The 15,286-nt window shown below is 73.8% G+C and carries 12 protein-coding genes; 5 read left to right on the top strand and 7 right to left on the bottom strand.

Going from position 1 to position 15,286, the window contains the following annotated elements:
* The first annotated feature begins 98 nt into the window (after window positions 1-98).
* The 3 genes from ACFZCP_RS27990 (at window position 99) to ACFZCP_RS27980 (ending at window position 2,951) form a co-directional block, all read left to right on the top strand.
* The gene (locus tag ACFZCP_RS27990) at window positions 99-1,766 is read left to right on the top strand and encodes an FAD-dependent monooxygenase (protein ID WP_391431692.1); all 1,668 of its coding nucleotides are present in this window, start codon (window positions 99-101) and stop codon (window positions 1,764-1,766) included.
* 232 nt (window positions 1,767-1,998) lie between these two features.
* Window positions 1,999-2,541 carry a cysteine dioxygenase gene (locus ACFZCP_RS27985; RefSeq protein WP_391431689.1) on the top strand — a complete coding sequence of 181 codons (543 nt, stop codon included), beginning with the start codon at window positions 1,999-2,001 and terminating at the stop codon, window positions 2,539-2,541.
* Window positions 2,538-2,951 (top strand): rhodanese-like domain-containing protein, encoded by a 414-nt coding sequence (locus ACFZCP_RS27980; RefSeq protein WP_391431686.1) that lies wholly within the window; start codon window positions 2,538-2,540, stop codon window positions 2,949-2,951. Before ACFZCP_RS27985 ends, ACFZCP_RS27980 begins: the two co-directional genes overlap by 4 nt.
* A gap of 119 nt (window positions 2,952-3,070) precedes the next feature.
* Here ACFZCP_RS27980 and recX read toward each other — a convergent pair whose 3' ends face one another.
* From recX to ACFZCP_RS27960, 4 genes are all read right to left on the bottom strand, one after another.
* A complete protein-coding gene (recX, locus tag ACFZCP_RS27975; protein ID WP_391431682.1) occupies window positions 3,071-4,009 on the bottom strand; it encodes a recombination regulator RecX in 939 nt (312 codons plus the stop codon).
* Between the two features lie 3 nt (window positions 4,010-4,012).
* Window positions 4,013-5,137, bottom strand: coding sequence for a recombinase RecA (gene recA / locus ACFZCP_RS27970; RefSeq protein WP_391431680.1), 1,125 nt, complete (start codon window positions 5,135-5,137; stop codon window positions 4,013-4,015).
* Window positions 5,138-5,534: 397 nt separating this feature from the next.
* A complete protein-coding gene (locus tag ACFZCP_RS27965; protein WP_391431677.1) occupies window positions 5,535-6,785 on the bottom strand; it encodes an AI-2E family transporter in 1,251 nt (416 codons plus the stop codon).
* A 60-nt stretch (window positions 6,786-6,845) separates the two neighbouring features.
* Window positions 6,846-7,040, bottom strand: a complete 195-nt coding sequence (locus ACFZCP_RS27960) for a DUF3046 domain-containing protein (protein ID WP_362687759.1) — start codon at window positions 7,038-7,040, stop codon at window positions 6,846-6,848.
* A gap of 80 nt (window positions 7,041-7,120) precedes the next feature.
* On the opposite strand from ACFZCP_RS27960, the gene ACFZCP_RS27955 reads away from it, so the two are divergent.
* Window positions 7,121-8,065, top strand: coding sequence for a hypothetical protein (locus ACFZCP_RS27955; RefSeq protein WP_391431673.1), 945 nt, complete (start codon window positions 7,121-7,123; stop codon window positions 8,063-8,065).
* A gap of 153 nt (window positions 8,066-8,218) precedes the next feature.
* Here ACFZCP_RS27955 and ACFZCP_RS27950 read toward each other — a convergent pair whose 3' ends face one another.
* Genes ACFZCP_RS27950 through ACFZCP_RS27940 form a run of 3 tightly spaced genes read right to left on the bottom strand, consistent with a single transcriptional unit; the run spans window position 8,219 to window position 10,142 of the window.
* Window positions 8,219-8,527, bottom strand: a complete 309-nt coding sequence (locus tag ACFZCP_RS27950) for an AzlD domain-containing protein (RefSeq protein ID WP_362687765.1) — start codon at window positions 8,525-8,527, stop codon at window positions 8,219-8,221.
* Window positions 8,524-9,267 carry an AzlC family ABC transporter permease gene (locus ACFZCP_RS27945; RefSeq protein ID WP_391432148.1) on the bottom strand — a complete coding sequence of 248 codons (744 nt, stop codon included), beginning with the start codon at window positions 9,265-9,267 and terminating at the stop codon, window positions 8,524-8,526. Before ACFZCP_RS27945 ends, ACFZCP_RS27950 begins: the two co-directional genes overlap by 4 nt.
* A complete protein-coding gene (locus ACFZCP_RS27940; RefSeq protein ID WP_391431669.1) occupies window positions 9,264-10,142 on the bottom strand; it encodes an AraC family ligand binding domain-containing protein in 879 nt (292 codons plus the stop codon). Before ACFZCP_RS27940 ends, ACFZCP_RS27945 begins: the two co-directional genes overlap by 4 nt.
* Window positions 10,143-10,247: 105 nt before the next feature.
* Between ACFZCP_RS27940 and ACFZCP_RS27935 the strand changes: the two genes are divergently transcribed.
* Window positions 10,248-15,281 carry an ATP-dependent helicase gene (locus tag ACFZCP_RS27935; RefSeq protein ID WP_391431666.1) on the top strand — a complete coding sequence of 1,678 codons (5,034 nt, stop codon included), beginning with the start codon at window positions 10,248-10,250 and terminating at the stop codon, window positions 15,279-15,281.
* The last annotated feature ends 5 nt before the right edge of the window (window positions 15,282-15,286 follow it).

Raw genomic sequence — 15,286 nt, 5'->3', positions numbered from 1 at the left:
CCAATGGGTTGCATACGTTCTGTGATCGTGCACCCCGCTTCACCTTGCTGTTCAGCCACCGCCGTCAGGACACCGCTGCGAGCAGGGGGCACCGCGCCGTGGATCCGGTGATCGTCGTCGGAGCGGGGCCCGTCGGGCTCACGCTCGCCCTTGCGCTGGCCCGTCAGGACGTGCCCGCCGTCGTCCTCGACGAGGGTCCGGGAAAGGACGACGCGCGTCCGGCGCGCACTGTCGTCCTGCGCGAGGACACCGCCGCCCTGGTGGAGCGGCTGACCGGAATCGCACTCGGCGACCACGGCGTGCGATGGACCGGATGGCGGACCGTGCGGCGCAAGCAGGTGATCAGTGAAATCACCTTCGGCGAGGGCGAGCGCGGCCCGCTGCACATCGCCCAGCACGTCCTCACCGCCGCCCTGCGCGCGGCCATCGCCGACGAGCCGCTCGTCCAGGTCGTCGCGGACAGCCGTCTCGACTCTATCGAGCAGGAGCGTTCCGGCGTCGCCGCGCACACCCGCGGCCCGCAGGGCGTCTGGTGGCGCGGCAGCTATCTGGTCGGCTGCGACGGCCCCCGCTCGACCGTGCGCAAGCTGCAGGACATCCGCTTCCCGGGCCGCACGGCGGTGGAGCGGCACGCGGTCGCCGCGCTGCGCGTGGATCTGCCGTGGGAGGGCCAGGCGTTGCTCCACCGGATGCCGCCGTGGCGGTCGTCCGGGCCCTCGGCCGGTGAGGTGGCCGCCCGCCCCCTCCCGGACGGCGTGTGGCGCCTGGACTGGCTGCTGCCGCCGGGCAGGGAACTGGTCACGCCCGAGACCCTGGTGGCCCGGATCCGCGAGACCCTCTCGGGCTGGACGGGCGACTCCGCACCGGCGTACGACCTCCTCGACACCGGCGTCCACACGGTGCACCACCGGGTGGCCCGGCGCTGGCGTGCCGGCCGGGTCTTCCTCGCCGGCGACGCGGCCCATCTCCTCGGCTCGCTCGGCACCCAGGGGCTCGACGAGGGCCTTCAGGACGCCGGCAACCTGGCCTGGAAGCTGGCGCCGGCCTGGCACCACGGGCACCACGAGGCCCTGCTCGACAGCTACCAGACCGAGCGGCGCGCGGTGATCGCCGCCCGGCTGCGCGCCGCCGACCAGGTGCTGCCCGTGCTGCGCGGCGGGGGCGGGCTGCGCCACATCGTCCCGGGCACGGCCCGGGGCCACGACGTGCTGCTCACCGACGGCCACCTGGGGCGCGGCCCGGTCGGCGCGCAGGGGACGTACGCCGACTCGCCGCTCGCTCCCTCGCAGCTGGAGGGCGAGATCGCGGTCGAGACCGCGCCCGGTGCACCGGTCACCGATGTGCGGGTCACCGCGGAGGACGGTTCCTTCGTACAGCTGCGCGACCGGCTGGGCCGCGGCGCGCTGCTGGTCGTGCTGATCGCTCCGGGCACCGGCGTGTGGGACCGCAAGCACTGGATGTCCGCCGGGGTCATGCCCCGGCTCGCGGCCGCCGTGACCGCGCTGCCGCATCCGGCAGAGCTGCTGGTGGCCGAGGAGTACCCGGGTGCGCCGGCGCACAGCGTGCTGCTCGTGCGCCCCGACGGCCATCTGGTCACCGCGCTGAACGGGGTCCGCCCCGCCGATCTGTATGCGGCTGCCGAGGCGACTCTGGGCGGCACCGCGCAGGAGAGGGAGAAGGCCGCGCAGGAAGAGGCCGTGAAGGAGAAGACGAGGGAGAAGACGGAGGAGAAGGAGGGGGCCGAGGCCGGCTCCGGCGCCCGTTGACCGTGCGCACCTCACCCTCTGTCCATATGGTGACAGTGAGTTGACCGGAGTGCAGCAGCATGCTGTACTCCGGATCGTGACCGACACCTGTGTGCGCCTGTGGCGGAGGGTCCATATGGACCTCGTCCGCTATGTGGGCTGCGTGTGTCGCCCCTCCTGCTGAATTCGCTCCTCTGTTTTTCTCCGGACGCCGTGGTGCGTCCGTTTCGCGAACCTTCTCAGGACGGTGTACGTGTCTGTCTCCCCCACTGCGTCCCCTGCCGCCGCACGCGCGGCCGGCTCGGCGCCGACCCAGGCCGCCCTTCTCGACTTCGCGCGGCGCACGGCCGCCGACACTCCGCTGATCGCCTCGCTCCCGCTCGACCCGCAGGGCCGCACCTGGGTACGGCTGGAGGGCCCCGGCGGCAGCGAGGCCTGGCTGATCGGCTGGCCGCCCGGCACCGGCACCGGCTGGCACGACCATGCCGACTCGGTCGGCGCCTTCCTCACCGCGTCGGGCGAACTCACCGAGTACTCGCTGGCCGCGCGGCTGCCCAGCGACGGCTGGAAGACCCTCGAACTCACCGAAGGGGTGGACCGCGAGCGCCGGCTGCCCGCCGGGCAGGGCCGCGCCTTCGGCCACCACCATGTGCACGAAGTGCTCAACGAGTCCCCCGACCGGCACGCGATCTCGGTCCACGCCTACTACCCGCCGCTGCCGCGGATCCGTCGCTACAGCCGCACGGGCCCGGTGCTGCGCCTGGAGCAGGTCGAGCGTCCGGAGGACTGGCAGTGAGCGGCGGGACGACCGCACGGCCGGTCGGCATCGACGATCTGCTGGAGCGGGTCCGCGCGGGCTACCGGCGCATCGAGGTGCGGGAGGCGCACGAGGCGGCGCGGACCGGCGAGGCCCTGCTGGTGGACATCCGGTACGCGGCGCTGCGCGAGCGGGACGGGCTGATCCCCGGTGCCCTCGTCATCGAGCGCAACGAACTGGAGTGGCGTCTCGACCCCCGGGGCAGCCACCGCGTCCCCGAGGCCACCAGCCACGATCTGCGCGTCGTCGTCATCTGCAACGAGGGCTACGCCTCCAGCCTCGCGGCCGCCTCCCTCCACCAACTGGGCCTGCACCGGGCGACGGACCTGGTGGGCGGCTTCCAGGCGTGGCGCGAGGAGGGTCTGCCGGTGGAGCCGACGCAGTCCTGAGCAACCGGCCGCATGCCTCCAAGAGGCGGCGGCCCCCGGCCGGTCCACCGGAGCGAGGACTCGGCCGACCCACGGGCGGCGCCGAGGTGGTCGGTGGTTCTCGGCCGGGCGCCCGGCTGTCAGTGTCCCTCGTCGTCCAGGAACTCCGTGTCCTCGCCCTCGTCCTGAAGTGCCTGGCGGACGACGCGGAGGGCCAAGCCCTCGGGGTAGCCCTTGCGGGCGAGCATGCCGGCGAGGCGCCGGAGCCGCTTGTCGCGGTCGAGGCCCCGCGTGGCGCGCAGCTTGCGGGCGACCAGGTCGCGGGCGGTCGCCTCCTCCTGCTCGGAGTCGAGCTGGGAGACGGCTTCGTCGATCAGCACCGAGTCGACGCCCTTGGTGCGCAGCTCCCTGGCGAGGGCGCGACGGGCGAGCCCCCGGCCGTGGTGCCGGGACTCCACCCAGGCCTCCGCGAACGCGCTGTCGTCGATGAGCCCGACCTCCTCGAACCGCGACAGCACCTCCTCGGCCACGTCCTCGGGGATCTCGCGCTTGCGCAGCGCGTCCGCGAGCTGCTTGCGGGTGCGCGGGGTCCCGGTGAGCAGGCGCAGACAGATCGCCCGCGCCCGCTCAGCCGGGTCCCCTGAAGACTCCCCCCGCTCGGCCCTCGACGAGGCAGGGGGGCCTTCGTCCTCACCGGGCGGCTCCCCGAAGCCGCCCCGCCGACGGCCACGCCCGCGTCGACGCCCGTCCCGCGGCCCCCCGGTGCTCCCGGAGCCACGGCCGGACGGGCCGTCCCCGTGGGACTCGCCTCGCGGGTGCACACCGCCGTCCCCGTACCCGCCGTCCGCGTAGCCCCCGTCGTCGTGCCCGCCGACCGCGTGGTCGCCGTCCCCGTGCCCGCCGACCGCGTTGCCGACCGCGTACCTGCCGTCCTCGTCCGGGCTGTACTCGGCGTAGTGGTCGCTGCCGTACTCGTCGTCACCGGCCATGACGGAGCCCGTGTCGCCTCCGGTGCCCGTCCCCCGTGGGGTACCGGGGGCGGCGTACTCGTACTCGGCCCAGTCGGTTCGTCGTGTCACGGGTCAGCTCTTGGCTGCGGCGGCCTTGGGCTTGGTGGCCTTGGCGGCAGCCGGGGCGGAACCCGTCTTGGCGTCGTCGGCAGCGGTGGTGGCCGCCGCGTCGGTGCCGGGCTCGGTGGCGGGCTCCTCCGGCCGGACACCCACGCCCAGCTTCTCCTTGATCTTCTTCTCGATCTCGTTCGCCAGGTCGGGGTTGTCCTTGAGGAAGTTGCGCGCGTTCTCCTTGCCCTGGCCGAGCTGGTCGCCCTCGTACGTGTACCAGGCGCCGGCCTTGCGGACGAAGCCGTGCTCCACGCCCATGTCGATCAGGCCGCCCTCGCGGCTGATGCCCTGGCCGTAGAGGATGTCGAACTCGGCCTGCTTGAAGGGCGGCGCGACCTTGTTCTTGACGACCTTGCAGCGGGTGCGGTTGCCGACCGCCTCCGTGCCGTCCTTCAGGGTCTCGATGCGGCGGATGTCGATGCGCACCGAGGCGTAGAACTTCAGCGCCCGGCCACCGGTCGTGGTCTCCGGGGAGCCGAACATCACGCCGATCTTCTCGCGGAGCTGGTTGATGAAGATCGCGGTGGTCTTGGACTGGTTGAGCGCACTGGTGATCTTTCGCAGCGCCTGGCTCATCAGCCGGGCCTGCAGACCGACGTGGCTGTCGCCCATCTCGCCCTCGATCTCCGCACGCGGCACGAGCGCGGCGACGGAGTCGATGACGATGAGGTCGAGGGCACCGGAGCGGACCAGCATGTCCACGATCTCCAGGGCCTGCTCGCCGTTGTCCGGCTGCGAGAGGATCAGGTTGTCGATGTCGACGCCGAGCTTCTTCGCGTACTCGGGGTCCAGGGCGTGCTCCGCGTCGACGAAGGCGACCTGGCCGCCGGCCTTCTGCGCGTTCGCCACCGCGTGCAGGGTCAGGGTCGTCTTGCCGGAGGACTCCGGGCCGTACACCTCCACGACGCGGCCGCGCGGCAGGCCGCCGACACCGAGGGCGACGTCAAGGGCGGTCGACCCGGTGGGGATGACCTCGATGGGCTCGTTCGGCCGCTCGCCGAGGCGCATGACGGCACCCTTGCCGAATTGCCGTTCAATCTGTGCGAGCGCGGCGTCGAGCGCCTTCTCGCGGTCGGTTCCTGCCATGGGTTCCACCCGGTTTGCTTGAGTCGATCGCTTCACGTCAAAGACGCTAACGCCTGCCACTGACAATGCGCCCCGACGTCGGCCCGGCCTGTGGACAACGAGGGGACATCGCCACCCAAACCGTGTCGAAATCCCCGCCGTGAGCCTCGCCTGCGCCTCAATGAGAATGGATGTTCGATTTTTGTGTCAAGCCGCGCCGCGTGGTGTCCGGACCCCTTCCTTCCCGCTGTCCCGCGCCATCGAACCCCGACCGCCGCCACCGAACCCCGACGATCGTCAGGTCCGTGCCGTCGAGGTCGCGCGGCCCCCTTCGGCAGCCTTCGGCCGAGCTGCTCGGCCAGCCGGACGCCGATGCCCTCGGGGCCAACGGCCCGGCGCGGGCGCCGCTCGCGGTGTCCTAGGACGACGACTCCTCCGGACCGGGCCGCCGGACCGCCGGACGCCGTAGGCGCGTGAGCAGCCCGCCGGATCCCGGCTCCCGCGTGCGGTGTCCGTGGACCCGGGGATCGTCCGTGACGGCGTACCGCTTCACGTACGCCCCGAGGAACGCCTGCAGCGTGGCGACCGCCGGGATGGCGATCAGTGCCCCGACCGCGCCCAGCAGCGCGGTGCCCGCTATCACCGAGCCGAAGGCGACGGCCGGGTGGATGTCGACGGACTTGGCGGTCAGCTTGGGCTGCAGCACGTAGTTCTCGAACTGCTGGTACACCACGACGAAGACCAGCACCCACACCGCGTACCAGGGGTTCACGGTGAACGCGATCAGCATCGGCAGCGCGCCCGCCAGATACGTGCCGATGGTCGGGATGAACTGCGAGACGAAGCCCACCCAGACACCGAGCACGGGCGCGTACGGCACGCCCAGGGCCTGGAGCAGGATGTAGTGCGCTATCCCGGAGATGAGCGCCATCAGTCCGCGCGAGTAGAGGTAGCCGCCCGTCTTGTCGACGGCGATCTCCCAGGCACGCAGCACCTCGGCCTGCCGGGCGGGCGGCAGTACGGAGCACAGGGCACGGCGCAGCCGGGGGCCGTCGGCGGCGAAGTAGAACGAGAACAGCGAGACCGTCAGCAGCTGGAAGAGTCCGCCGAGCACCTGCGCGGACACGTCGAGCACTCCGGCTGCGCTGTTCTGCGCGTACTTGCGCAGCCAGTCGGAGTGCAGCAGGCCCTCCTGGACGTCCACGCGCCTGAGGTTCGTGTGGAACGTCTGGTTGACCCAGTGGATGACCGAGTCCAGGTACTGCGGGAAGCCCTCGACCATCTTGATGATCTGGCCGGCCAGCATGGAGCCGAGCAGGGTGAAGAAGCCGGCGACGGCGATCGTCAGCCCCAAAAAGACCAGGAAGGTGGCGAGCCCCCTGCGCATCCCGCGGGCGGCCATCCAGCTCACCGCAGGCTCGACGGCCAGAGCCAGGAAGAACGCGATCAGAATGTTGATCAGCAGTCCGGTCAGCTGGTGGAAGGCCCAGCTGCCCAGCTGGAACGCCGCGACGAGCGCGAGTGCGAGCACCATGGCGCGCGGCAGCCAGCGAGGCATGCGCGTTCCCGGCACAACGGCGCCGTCGGCCGAGGGGCGGTCGGGCGGCGTCGTATCGGTCGGGGCTGCTGCGTGCCGGGCGGCCGGCTGGATGTCGTCAGTGGGTGCCACGCGCCCAGTGTCGCCCACGCCGCCGACAGCCCGATGCCCGCCCGGGGTCTTCGCGACCGGTCAGTGCCTCTCCCCCGGCACGTCCATGACCGAGCAGACCACGCGCCACACGTCCCTGGCCTCCCAGCCGGCGTCCAGCGCCTCGTGCACCGTGCGCTCGCCGAGCTGTGTCATCACATGATCGCGCGCGAAGGTGTCGGCGTACCCCGGACCGAAGTGTTCCGCCATCCGCTGCCAGAAGACCGTCAACCGCATGCCTCCAGTATCCCGCGCCCGGGGGTGGGGCCCGCCCGGGGCCGCTTGCCGAGACCGCTTTCCGTCCTACGGTCTGTCGCATGTCCGAAACAGGAGCTTCCCCACTCCCCTCCACGTCTCCGGCGCGCTCCCCGCTCTTCCGCGCCGAACAGTTCGTCTGGCTCAGCGCGCGCGTACTGGAGCAGCGGCTCTTCGCGTACCACTTCCTGAACGGCGCCGCGGATCCCGTGGAGGCGGCGCTGGACGCCTACCGCAACGAGGACGGCGGGTACGGCCACGGGCTGGAGCCCGATCTGCGCGGTCCGGTGAGCCAGCCCCTGCACACCGGTCACGCGCTGCGCGTCCTGGACGCCGTCGGGCGCTGCGGCGGGCAGCGCGTGGAACGGGTGTGCCGCTATCTGACCTCCGTCTCCACCGCGGACGGCGCCCTGCCGGCGGTCCGTCCGAGCCAGCGCGGATACCCGGTGGCGCCGTTCGTCCCGGTCGTGGACGACCCTCCGAGCGAACTGCTCGCCACCGGGCCGGTGGTCGGCCTGCTGCACCGCAACGAGGTCTGGCACGCCTGGCTGTTCCGGGCCACCGACTTCTGCTGGCAGGCGGTGGAGTCCCTGGAGAAGTCGCACCCCTACGAGGTGGAGGCCGCCGTGGCCTTCCTGGACTCCGCGCCCGACCGCACGCGCGCGCAGGCCGCCGCCGACCGTCTCGGCCGCCTGGTGCGCCGGCAGCGGCTCGCCGCGCTGGAGCCGGACCACCTCGACGCCTGCCCGGTCGCGCCCGGCTGCGCCCCCGGCGAGCACCACTTCCCGCACGACTTCGCGAAGAACCCTCAGTCGCTCGCGCGCGCGTGGTTCACGGACGAGGAGATGGCGCGCTCCCTGGACTTCCTCGCCGCCGAGCAGCAGGACGACGGCGGCTGGCCCGTCCGCCGGCACCTGTGGGCACCCGCTCCCGCGCTGGAGGCGCGCCCCGTCGTGACGATCGAGGCGCTGCGCACCCTCAGGGCGTACGGCCGCTTCGTGGGATGATCCGGGTCCGCCCCACCCGGCGATCGGATCCGCCCCGGCGACCGGGCCCCGGCGATCGCGTCCGCCCCGCCCGCCGACCGGGTTCGCCCTCCCGCGGATCAGGTTCGCCTCACCCGCCGATCGCGTCCGCCCCACCCGCGGATCGCGTCCGTCTCACCCGCCGGTCGCCCTCACGCCCGCCGTCACCACCACGGCCGCGAGGACGACCAGCAGGAAGGGTGCGCGCAGCACCAGTGCCACGGCGGCCGCGCCCAGCCCCGCGGCCCGGGCGTCCAGCACGAGCGCGTGTCCGTCGGCGAACGTCTGCTGGGCCGTGAGCGCGGCCAGGAGGGCGACGGGCAGCAGGGCGGCGAGCCGCCGCACGAGGGGCCGCTCGACGGCGCTCGCGGGCACGAGCAGTCCGGCGAGCTTGACGGCGTAGCAGCCGAGAGCGGTCACGCCGATGGCGATCCAGGTGTTCATCGGTCCTCCTGCGGCCGCTCCGCCGCGTCCTGATGGGCACGGCCGGCGCGCCGTCCCTCGGCGAACACCGCGGCCGGCGCCGCCAGCGCCGCCACCAGGACCGGTGCACCGGCCGGCAGGACGGGCAGCAGGCCGAGGCCCAGCAGGACGGCGAGGCCCGCGACCGCGCGCTCGGTGGGCGTCTTCAGCATCGGGGCGAGCAGGGCCAGGAAGACGGCGGGCCCGGCCGCGTCCAGGCCCCATGCGTCGGTGTCCCCGACGGCCTTGGCACCGAGCGCGCCGAGCAGCGTGGTGAGGTTCCACAGCAGGTACAGGGTGAGTCCGGTGACGGTGAAGCCGATCCGCGCGGCGCGCCGGGTCGGCTGGGCCAGGGTCACCGCCGTGGTCTCGTCGATCACCCACTGCGCGGCGAACGGCCGCACCGCACGCGGGAGGGCCAGCAGCTGCGACAGGCGCAGTCCGTAGAAGGCGTTGCGCACACCCAGGAAGAAGGCGCCGGCAGCGGCCGTGAACGGGTTGCCGCCGGCGGCGAGCGCGCCCACGAGGGCGAACTGGGAGGCGCCGGTGAACACCATGAGGCTGAGGACGCAGGTCTGCGGGAGTCCGAGTCCGCTGCCGGCCGAGGTCACCCCGAAGGCGAACCCGGACAGTCCCACGGCGACGCCGACGCCCAGGGCGTCCCGTACGACGGCGGCGTCGGGCTTGTCCGTGCCGCCGGCAGCCCGGTCGGCGAATGTCATGTCGTGTGCCACGCCCCGGACGGTACGGGCGGCCGCCCGCCCGGGTCTTGTACGTTCTTGCGCTCGCGCCGGTAGGCGCCCGGGGGCACACCGACGATCCGGGTGAAGTGCCGGTTGAGGTGGGGCTGGTCGGTGAAGCCGACGGCGACGGCCGCCTCGGCGGGTGCCGTACCCGCGTCCAGCAGCAGCCGCGCGCGGCGCACCCGGGCATCGGTCAGCCAGGTGTGCGGCGGCATGCCGTAGGTGTCGCGGAACGCGCGCAGCAGGGCGAACGGGCTGGTCCCGAGGTCGGTGGCGAGGCGCTCCAGGGTCGGCGGCGCGGTCATCCGCTCCTCGAGCACAGCACGCGCGCGTGCGGCGGTCCGCGCTCCGGCCGACCTCGCGGACCGCTGCGGCAGCGGGCCTCCGTTCAGCCGCAGCAGTCTGGTCACGGCCACGCGCAGCAGGGTGTCGGCGGCGAGTGCGTTGCCCTCGTCGGCGGCGCGCAGGACCTGGTGGACCAGGCGGACGGTGTACGGGTCGTCGAGGACGGGGCTGACGAATCCGGGCGTGCCGCGGATCGTGGTGGTCTCGGCCGCGATCCCGGCCACCACCTCGGGCGACGGATAGACGGCGCCGTAGCGCCAGCCCTCGGGAACGCCGGCCCGGCCCGTGTGCGGGGTGTCCGGATTGACCAGCGCGAGAGCCCCGGCGCCCGCGGACACGTCGGAGCCGCCGTGGTGGAAGACCTCGACGCCGTCGGCGATGGCCGCGATCACGAAGTTCTCGTGGGTGTGCCGGACGAAGGTCTTGCGGATGTACCGGGCGCGCAGCAGGTCGACACCGGGCAGTTCCTCGTACCGCCAGTGCCGCGCCCGCTCCCCCGAACCCGTCATGCGCCCATTGTCCGTCCCGCCCGTGCTCCGCCCTGCGGCCGGTCCGTCTCCCGCCGATGTGCCAGGTCAGCACGATTGTCAGTGGCCGGGTGCAGGATGGGGGGCATGGTCAGCTCCGCACATCGAGCCCTCGACGGCTTCTCGCCCGCGACCCGCGGCTGGTTCACGGGGGCGTTCTCCGCGCCCACCGCGGCCCAGGCGGGTGCGTGGGCGGCCATCGGGGAGGGTTCGGACGTGCTGGTGGTCGCCCCCACCGGCTCGGGCAAGACGCTGGCCGCGTTCCTCGCCGCCCTGGACCAACTGGCCTCGTCCCCTCCTCCGGCCGACCCGAAGAAGCGCTGCCGGGTGCTGTACGTGTCTCCGCTCAAGGCCCTCGCGGTCGACGTCGAGCGCAACCTGCGCAGTCCGCTGACCGGTATCCGCCAGGAGTCCGTGCGCCTGGGCCTGCCCGAGCCCGAGGTGAGGGTGGGCATCCGCTCCGGGGACACCCCGGCCGCCGAGCGCCGCGCCCTGTCCACCCGGCCGCCGGACATCCTGATCACCACCCCCGAGTCGCTGTTCCTGATGCTGACGTCCGCCACGCGTGACGCGCTCACGGGTGTGGAGACGGTGATCCTGGACGAGGTGCACGCGGTCGCGGGCACCAAGCGGGGGGCGCATCTCGCGCTGTCCCTGGAGCGGCTGGACGAGCTGCTGCCGAGGCCGGCCCGCCGGATCGGCCTGTCGGCGACGGTGCGTCCGGTGGACGAGGTGGCCCGGTATCTCTCGCCGCGCCGGAAGGCGGAGATCGTCCAGCCCGAGTCCGGCAAGGAGTTCGACCTCTCGGTCGTCGTCCCGGTCGAGGACATGGGCGAGCTGGGCGGCTCCCCGGCCGCCGACGGCGACGCGGGGGCGGAGCGGCCGTCGATCTGGCCGCATGTGGAGGAGCGGATCGCCGACCTGGTCCAGGCCCACCGCTCCACGATCGTGTTCGCCAACTCGCGGCGTCTGGCGGAGCGGCTGTGCAACCGGCTCAACGAGATCGCCTACGAGCGGGTGACCGGCGAGCCCCTTCAGGAGCATCACGCCCCGGCCGAGCTGATGGGCGGCTCCGGTGCGGCCCAGGGCGCGCCCCCGGTGATCGCCCGCGCGCACCACGGCTCGGTCTCCAAGGAGCAGCGCGCCCTCGTGGAGGAGGATCTGAAGGCGGGCAGGCTGCCTGCCGTGGTCGCCACCTCCAGCCTGGAGCTGGGCATCGACATGGGTGCCGTCGACCTCGTCGTGCAGGTCGAGTCCCCGCCCTCGGTGGCCTCTGGTCTCCAGCGCGTGGGCCGCGCGGGACACCAGGTGGGCGCCGTGTCGACCGGCGTGGTCTTCCCCAAGTACCGGGGCGACCTGGTCCAGGCGGCCGTGGTCACCGAGCGGATGCGCACCGGCGCCATCGAGTCCCTGAAGGTCCCCGCGAACCCGCTGGACGTGCTCGCCCAGCAGCTCGTCGCCATGACCGCGCTGGACGCCTGGCAGTTCGACGACCTGCTCGCCACGGTCCGCCGCGCGGCGCCCTTCGCCTCGCTGCCCGAGTCGGCGTTCACGGCGACCCTGGACATGCTCGCGGGCCGCTATCCGTCGGACGCGTTCGCCGAGCTGCGCCCGCGCGTGGTGTGGGACCGCGTGACGGGCACGGTCACCGGCCGCCCGGGTGCCCAGCGCCTCGCCGTCACCTCCGGCGGCACGATCCCCGACCGGGGCCTGTTCGGGGTCTTCCTCGCCGGTTCCGACCCCAAGAAGGGCGGCGGCCGGGTCGGCGAGCTGGACGAGGAGATGGTGTACGAGTCCCGGGTGGGGGACGTCTTCACGCTGGGCACGAGTTCCTGGCGCATCGAGGACATCAGCCGCGACCGTGTCCTGGTCTCCCCCGCGCCCGGTGTGCCGGGCCGGCTGCCGTTCTGGAAGGGCGACCAGCTGGGCCGCCCGCTGGAACTGGGGCGCGCGGTGGGCGCGTTCCTGCGCGAGGTCGGCGCGCTGCCCAGGGACGACGCCCGGCTGCGGCTGCTCGCCGCGGGTCTGGACGCGTGGGCCGCGGACAACGTGCTGTCCTACCTGGACGAGCAGCGTGAGGCGTGCGGCCACGTCCCGGACGACCGCACGATCGTGGTCGAGCGCTTCCGCGACGAGCTGGGCGACTGGCGGGTCGTCGTCCACTCCCCCTTCGGCGCCCAGGTCCACGCCCCCTGGGCCCTCGCGCTGGGCGCCCGCCTCTCCGAGCGGTACGGCATGGACGCGCAGGTGATGCACGCCGACGACGGCATCGTGCTGCGGCTGCCCGACGCCGACCTGATGGGCCTTGACCTGCTCGACCAGGAGCCCGTCAAGGCCGGCAGCGAGTACGACAGCGAGCAGGCACCGGTCGGCGCGGCGGACGTCGCGTTCGACAAGGGCGAGGTCGACCGGATCGTCACCGACCAGGTCGGCAGCTCCGCCCTGTTCGCGTCCCGGTTCCGCGAGTGCGCCGCCCGCGCGCTGCTGCTGCCGCGCCGCAGTCCGGGCAAGCGCACCCCCTTGTGGCAGCAGCGTCAGCGGGCGGCCCAACTGCTGCAGGTAGCGAGCGAGTTCGGATCGTTCCCGATCGTCCTGGAGGCGGTCCGCGAATGCCTCCAGGACGTCTTCGACGTCCCCGGGCTCGTCGAGCTGATGGGCGACATCGAGTCCCGCAGGGTCCGTCTGGTCGAGGTCACCACCCCGGAGCCGTCCCCCTTCGCCCGCTCCCTGCTGTTCGGGTACGTCGCCCAGTTCCTGTACGAGGGCGACTCCCCGCTCGCCGAGCGCCGCGCCGCCGCGCTGTCCCTGGACTCCCGGCTGCTGGCCGAGCTGCTGGGCCAGGCGGAGCTGCGCGAGCTGCTCGACGCCGAGGTGCTCGCCGAGCTGGAGCGCGAGCTGCAGTGGCTGACGGAGGACCGCCGCGTCAAGGACGTGGAGGGCGTCGCCGACGTCCTGCGCCTGCTCGGCCCGCTGTCCGACGCCGAGCTGGCCGAGCGGGGTGCGGAGCCGCGGTGGGCCCGGGAGCTGGCCGGCGCCCGACGGGCCATCAGGGTCCGGATCGCGGGCCGGGACCACTGGGCGGCCGTCGAGGACGCGGGCCGGCTGCGGGACGCGCTCGGCACGGCGCTGCCGGTCGGCGTCCCCGAGGCCTTCACCGAGCCGGTGAAGGACCCGCTCGGCGACCTCCTCGCCCGCTACGCCCGCACCCACGGCCCGTTCACGTCGGTCACCGTCGCGGCGCGCTTCGGTCTGGGTGTCGCGGTCACCGAGGGCGCCCTGCACCGGCTCGCCGCGGGCGGCCGGGTCGTCCAGGGCGAGTTCCATCCGGCGGGCATCGGCCAGGAGTGGTGCGACGCCGCCGTGCTGCGCCGGCTGCGCCGCCGCTCGCTCGCGGCCCTGCGGCACGAACTGGAGCCCGTGCCGCCGGCCGCTCTCGCCCAGTTCCTGCCGCAGTGGCAGCACATCGGCAAGGGGCACGGGCTGCGCGGCATCGACGGACTGGTGCGCGCCCTCGAGCAGTTGCAGGGCGCCTCCGTACCCGCCTCCGCGCTGGAGAAGCTGGTCCTGCCCTCCCGCGTGGCGAACTACACGCCGGCGATGCTCGACGAACTGACCGCCGCGGGCGAGGTGGTGTGGGCCGGAGCGGGCGCCCTGCCCGGCAAGGACGGCTGGGTCTGCCTCTACCTGGCGGACGCGGCCCCGCTGCTGCTGCCGGCGCCGCATCCCCTGGAGCAGACCGCGCTCCACCAGTCCGTCCTGGCCGCTCTCTTCGGCGGCTACGGCCTGTTCTTCCGGCAGATCGCCGACCAGGTCCGCGCCACCACCCACCCCGACGTCACCGATCCCCAACTGGCCGACGCCCTGTGGGACCTGGCGTGGTCGGGACGGCTGACCAACGACACGCTCGCCCCGATGCGCTCCCTGCTGGGTTCGGGCCGTACGGCGGGCTCGACGGCCCACCGCGCCAAGCGCGCCGTCCCGCGCGGGCGCTACGGCTCCCTGACCGCCGCCGCCCGCACCGCCTCCCGCACCGGTCCGCCGACGGTGGCCGGCCGCTGGTCGCTGCTTCCCGCACCCGAACCGGACGCGACCGTACGTGCCCACGCGCGGGCCCGCGCCCTCCTCGACCGGCATGGCGTGGTCACACGGGGAGCGGTCGCCGCGGAGGGCGTGGAGGGCGGCTTCTCGGCGGTGTACCGCGTGCTGTCCGCCTTCGAGGACAGCGGTCAGGCCAGGCGCGGCTACGTGGTCGAGGGCCTGGGCGCCGCCCAGTTCGCGATGGACGGGGCGGTCGATCGTCTGCGCGCGGTGTCCAACGCCCGCGAACGCGGCGCGGGCCTGCCCGCCCCGGGCCTCCCGGACGGCATCGGAGACGGCGGCACGGACCCCTCGCTCTTCCTCGACGGCCAGCACACCACCCCGAGCGGCTTCGACCCCGCCGAGGGCGCGTTCGCCCACCCGGGCCTGGACGACGACTTCACCTGGCCGCCGGCGGGCCCCGGCGACTTCGACCGACGTCCGGCCGGCCCCGGCGACGACTTCGGCCGGCCGCCGAAGGAGCGTCCCGTCGCCCCGGGCGACTACGTCTCGCCCCGCGACCTGGCTCCGGTCGACGACCCCTTCGCCTCCCCCGGCCACGGCGGCCCGCGCGGCGGGGGCTCCGCCGCCCCCTACGGTTCGTCGGCGTACCGCGGCCTCGGCGACCGGCGTGGGCAGCCCTCGACCCCCGATCCCCGTGCCGTGGTCCTCGCCGCGGCCGACCCGGCCAACGCCTATGGAGCGGCTCTGCCCTGGCCCGAGCCGCCGACCGGGGCCGGGCACAAGCCGGGCCGCAAGGCGGGCTCGCTCGTCGTGCTGGTGGAGGGCGAGCTGGCGCTGTACATGGAGCGCGGCGGCAAGACGCTCCTGGCCTGGCCCTCCGCCCCGGACGCCGCCGCCGTCGACGACCCGCGTCTGCGGACGGCGGCCGAGGCCCTGGCCGCGGCCGCCCGCGCGGGCTCCCTCGGCACGGTCACGGTGGAGCGGGTCAACGGCGCCCAGGCCCTGACCTCCCCGCTGGGCACCCTTCTGGAAGACACGGGCTTCATCGCGACCCCGCGCGGCCTGCGCCTGAGAGCCTGAGCGCG

This window comes from Streptomyces sp. NPDC007971, assembly GCF_042958635.1.
Lineage (GTDB): Bacteria > Actinomycetota > Actinomycetes > Streptomycetales > Streptomycetaceae > Streptomyces.
Note: the sequence above shows the minus strand (reverse complement) of the source record. Positions and strands in the feature narration are given on the sequence as shown.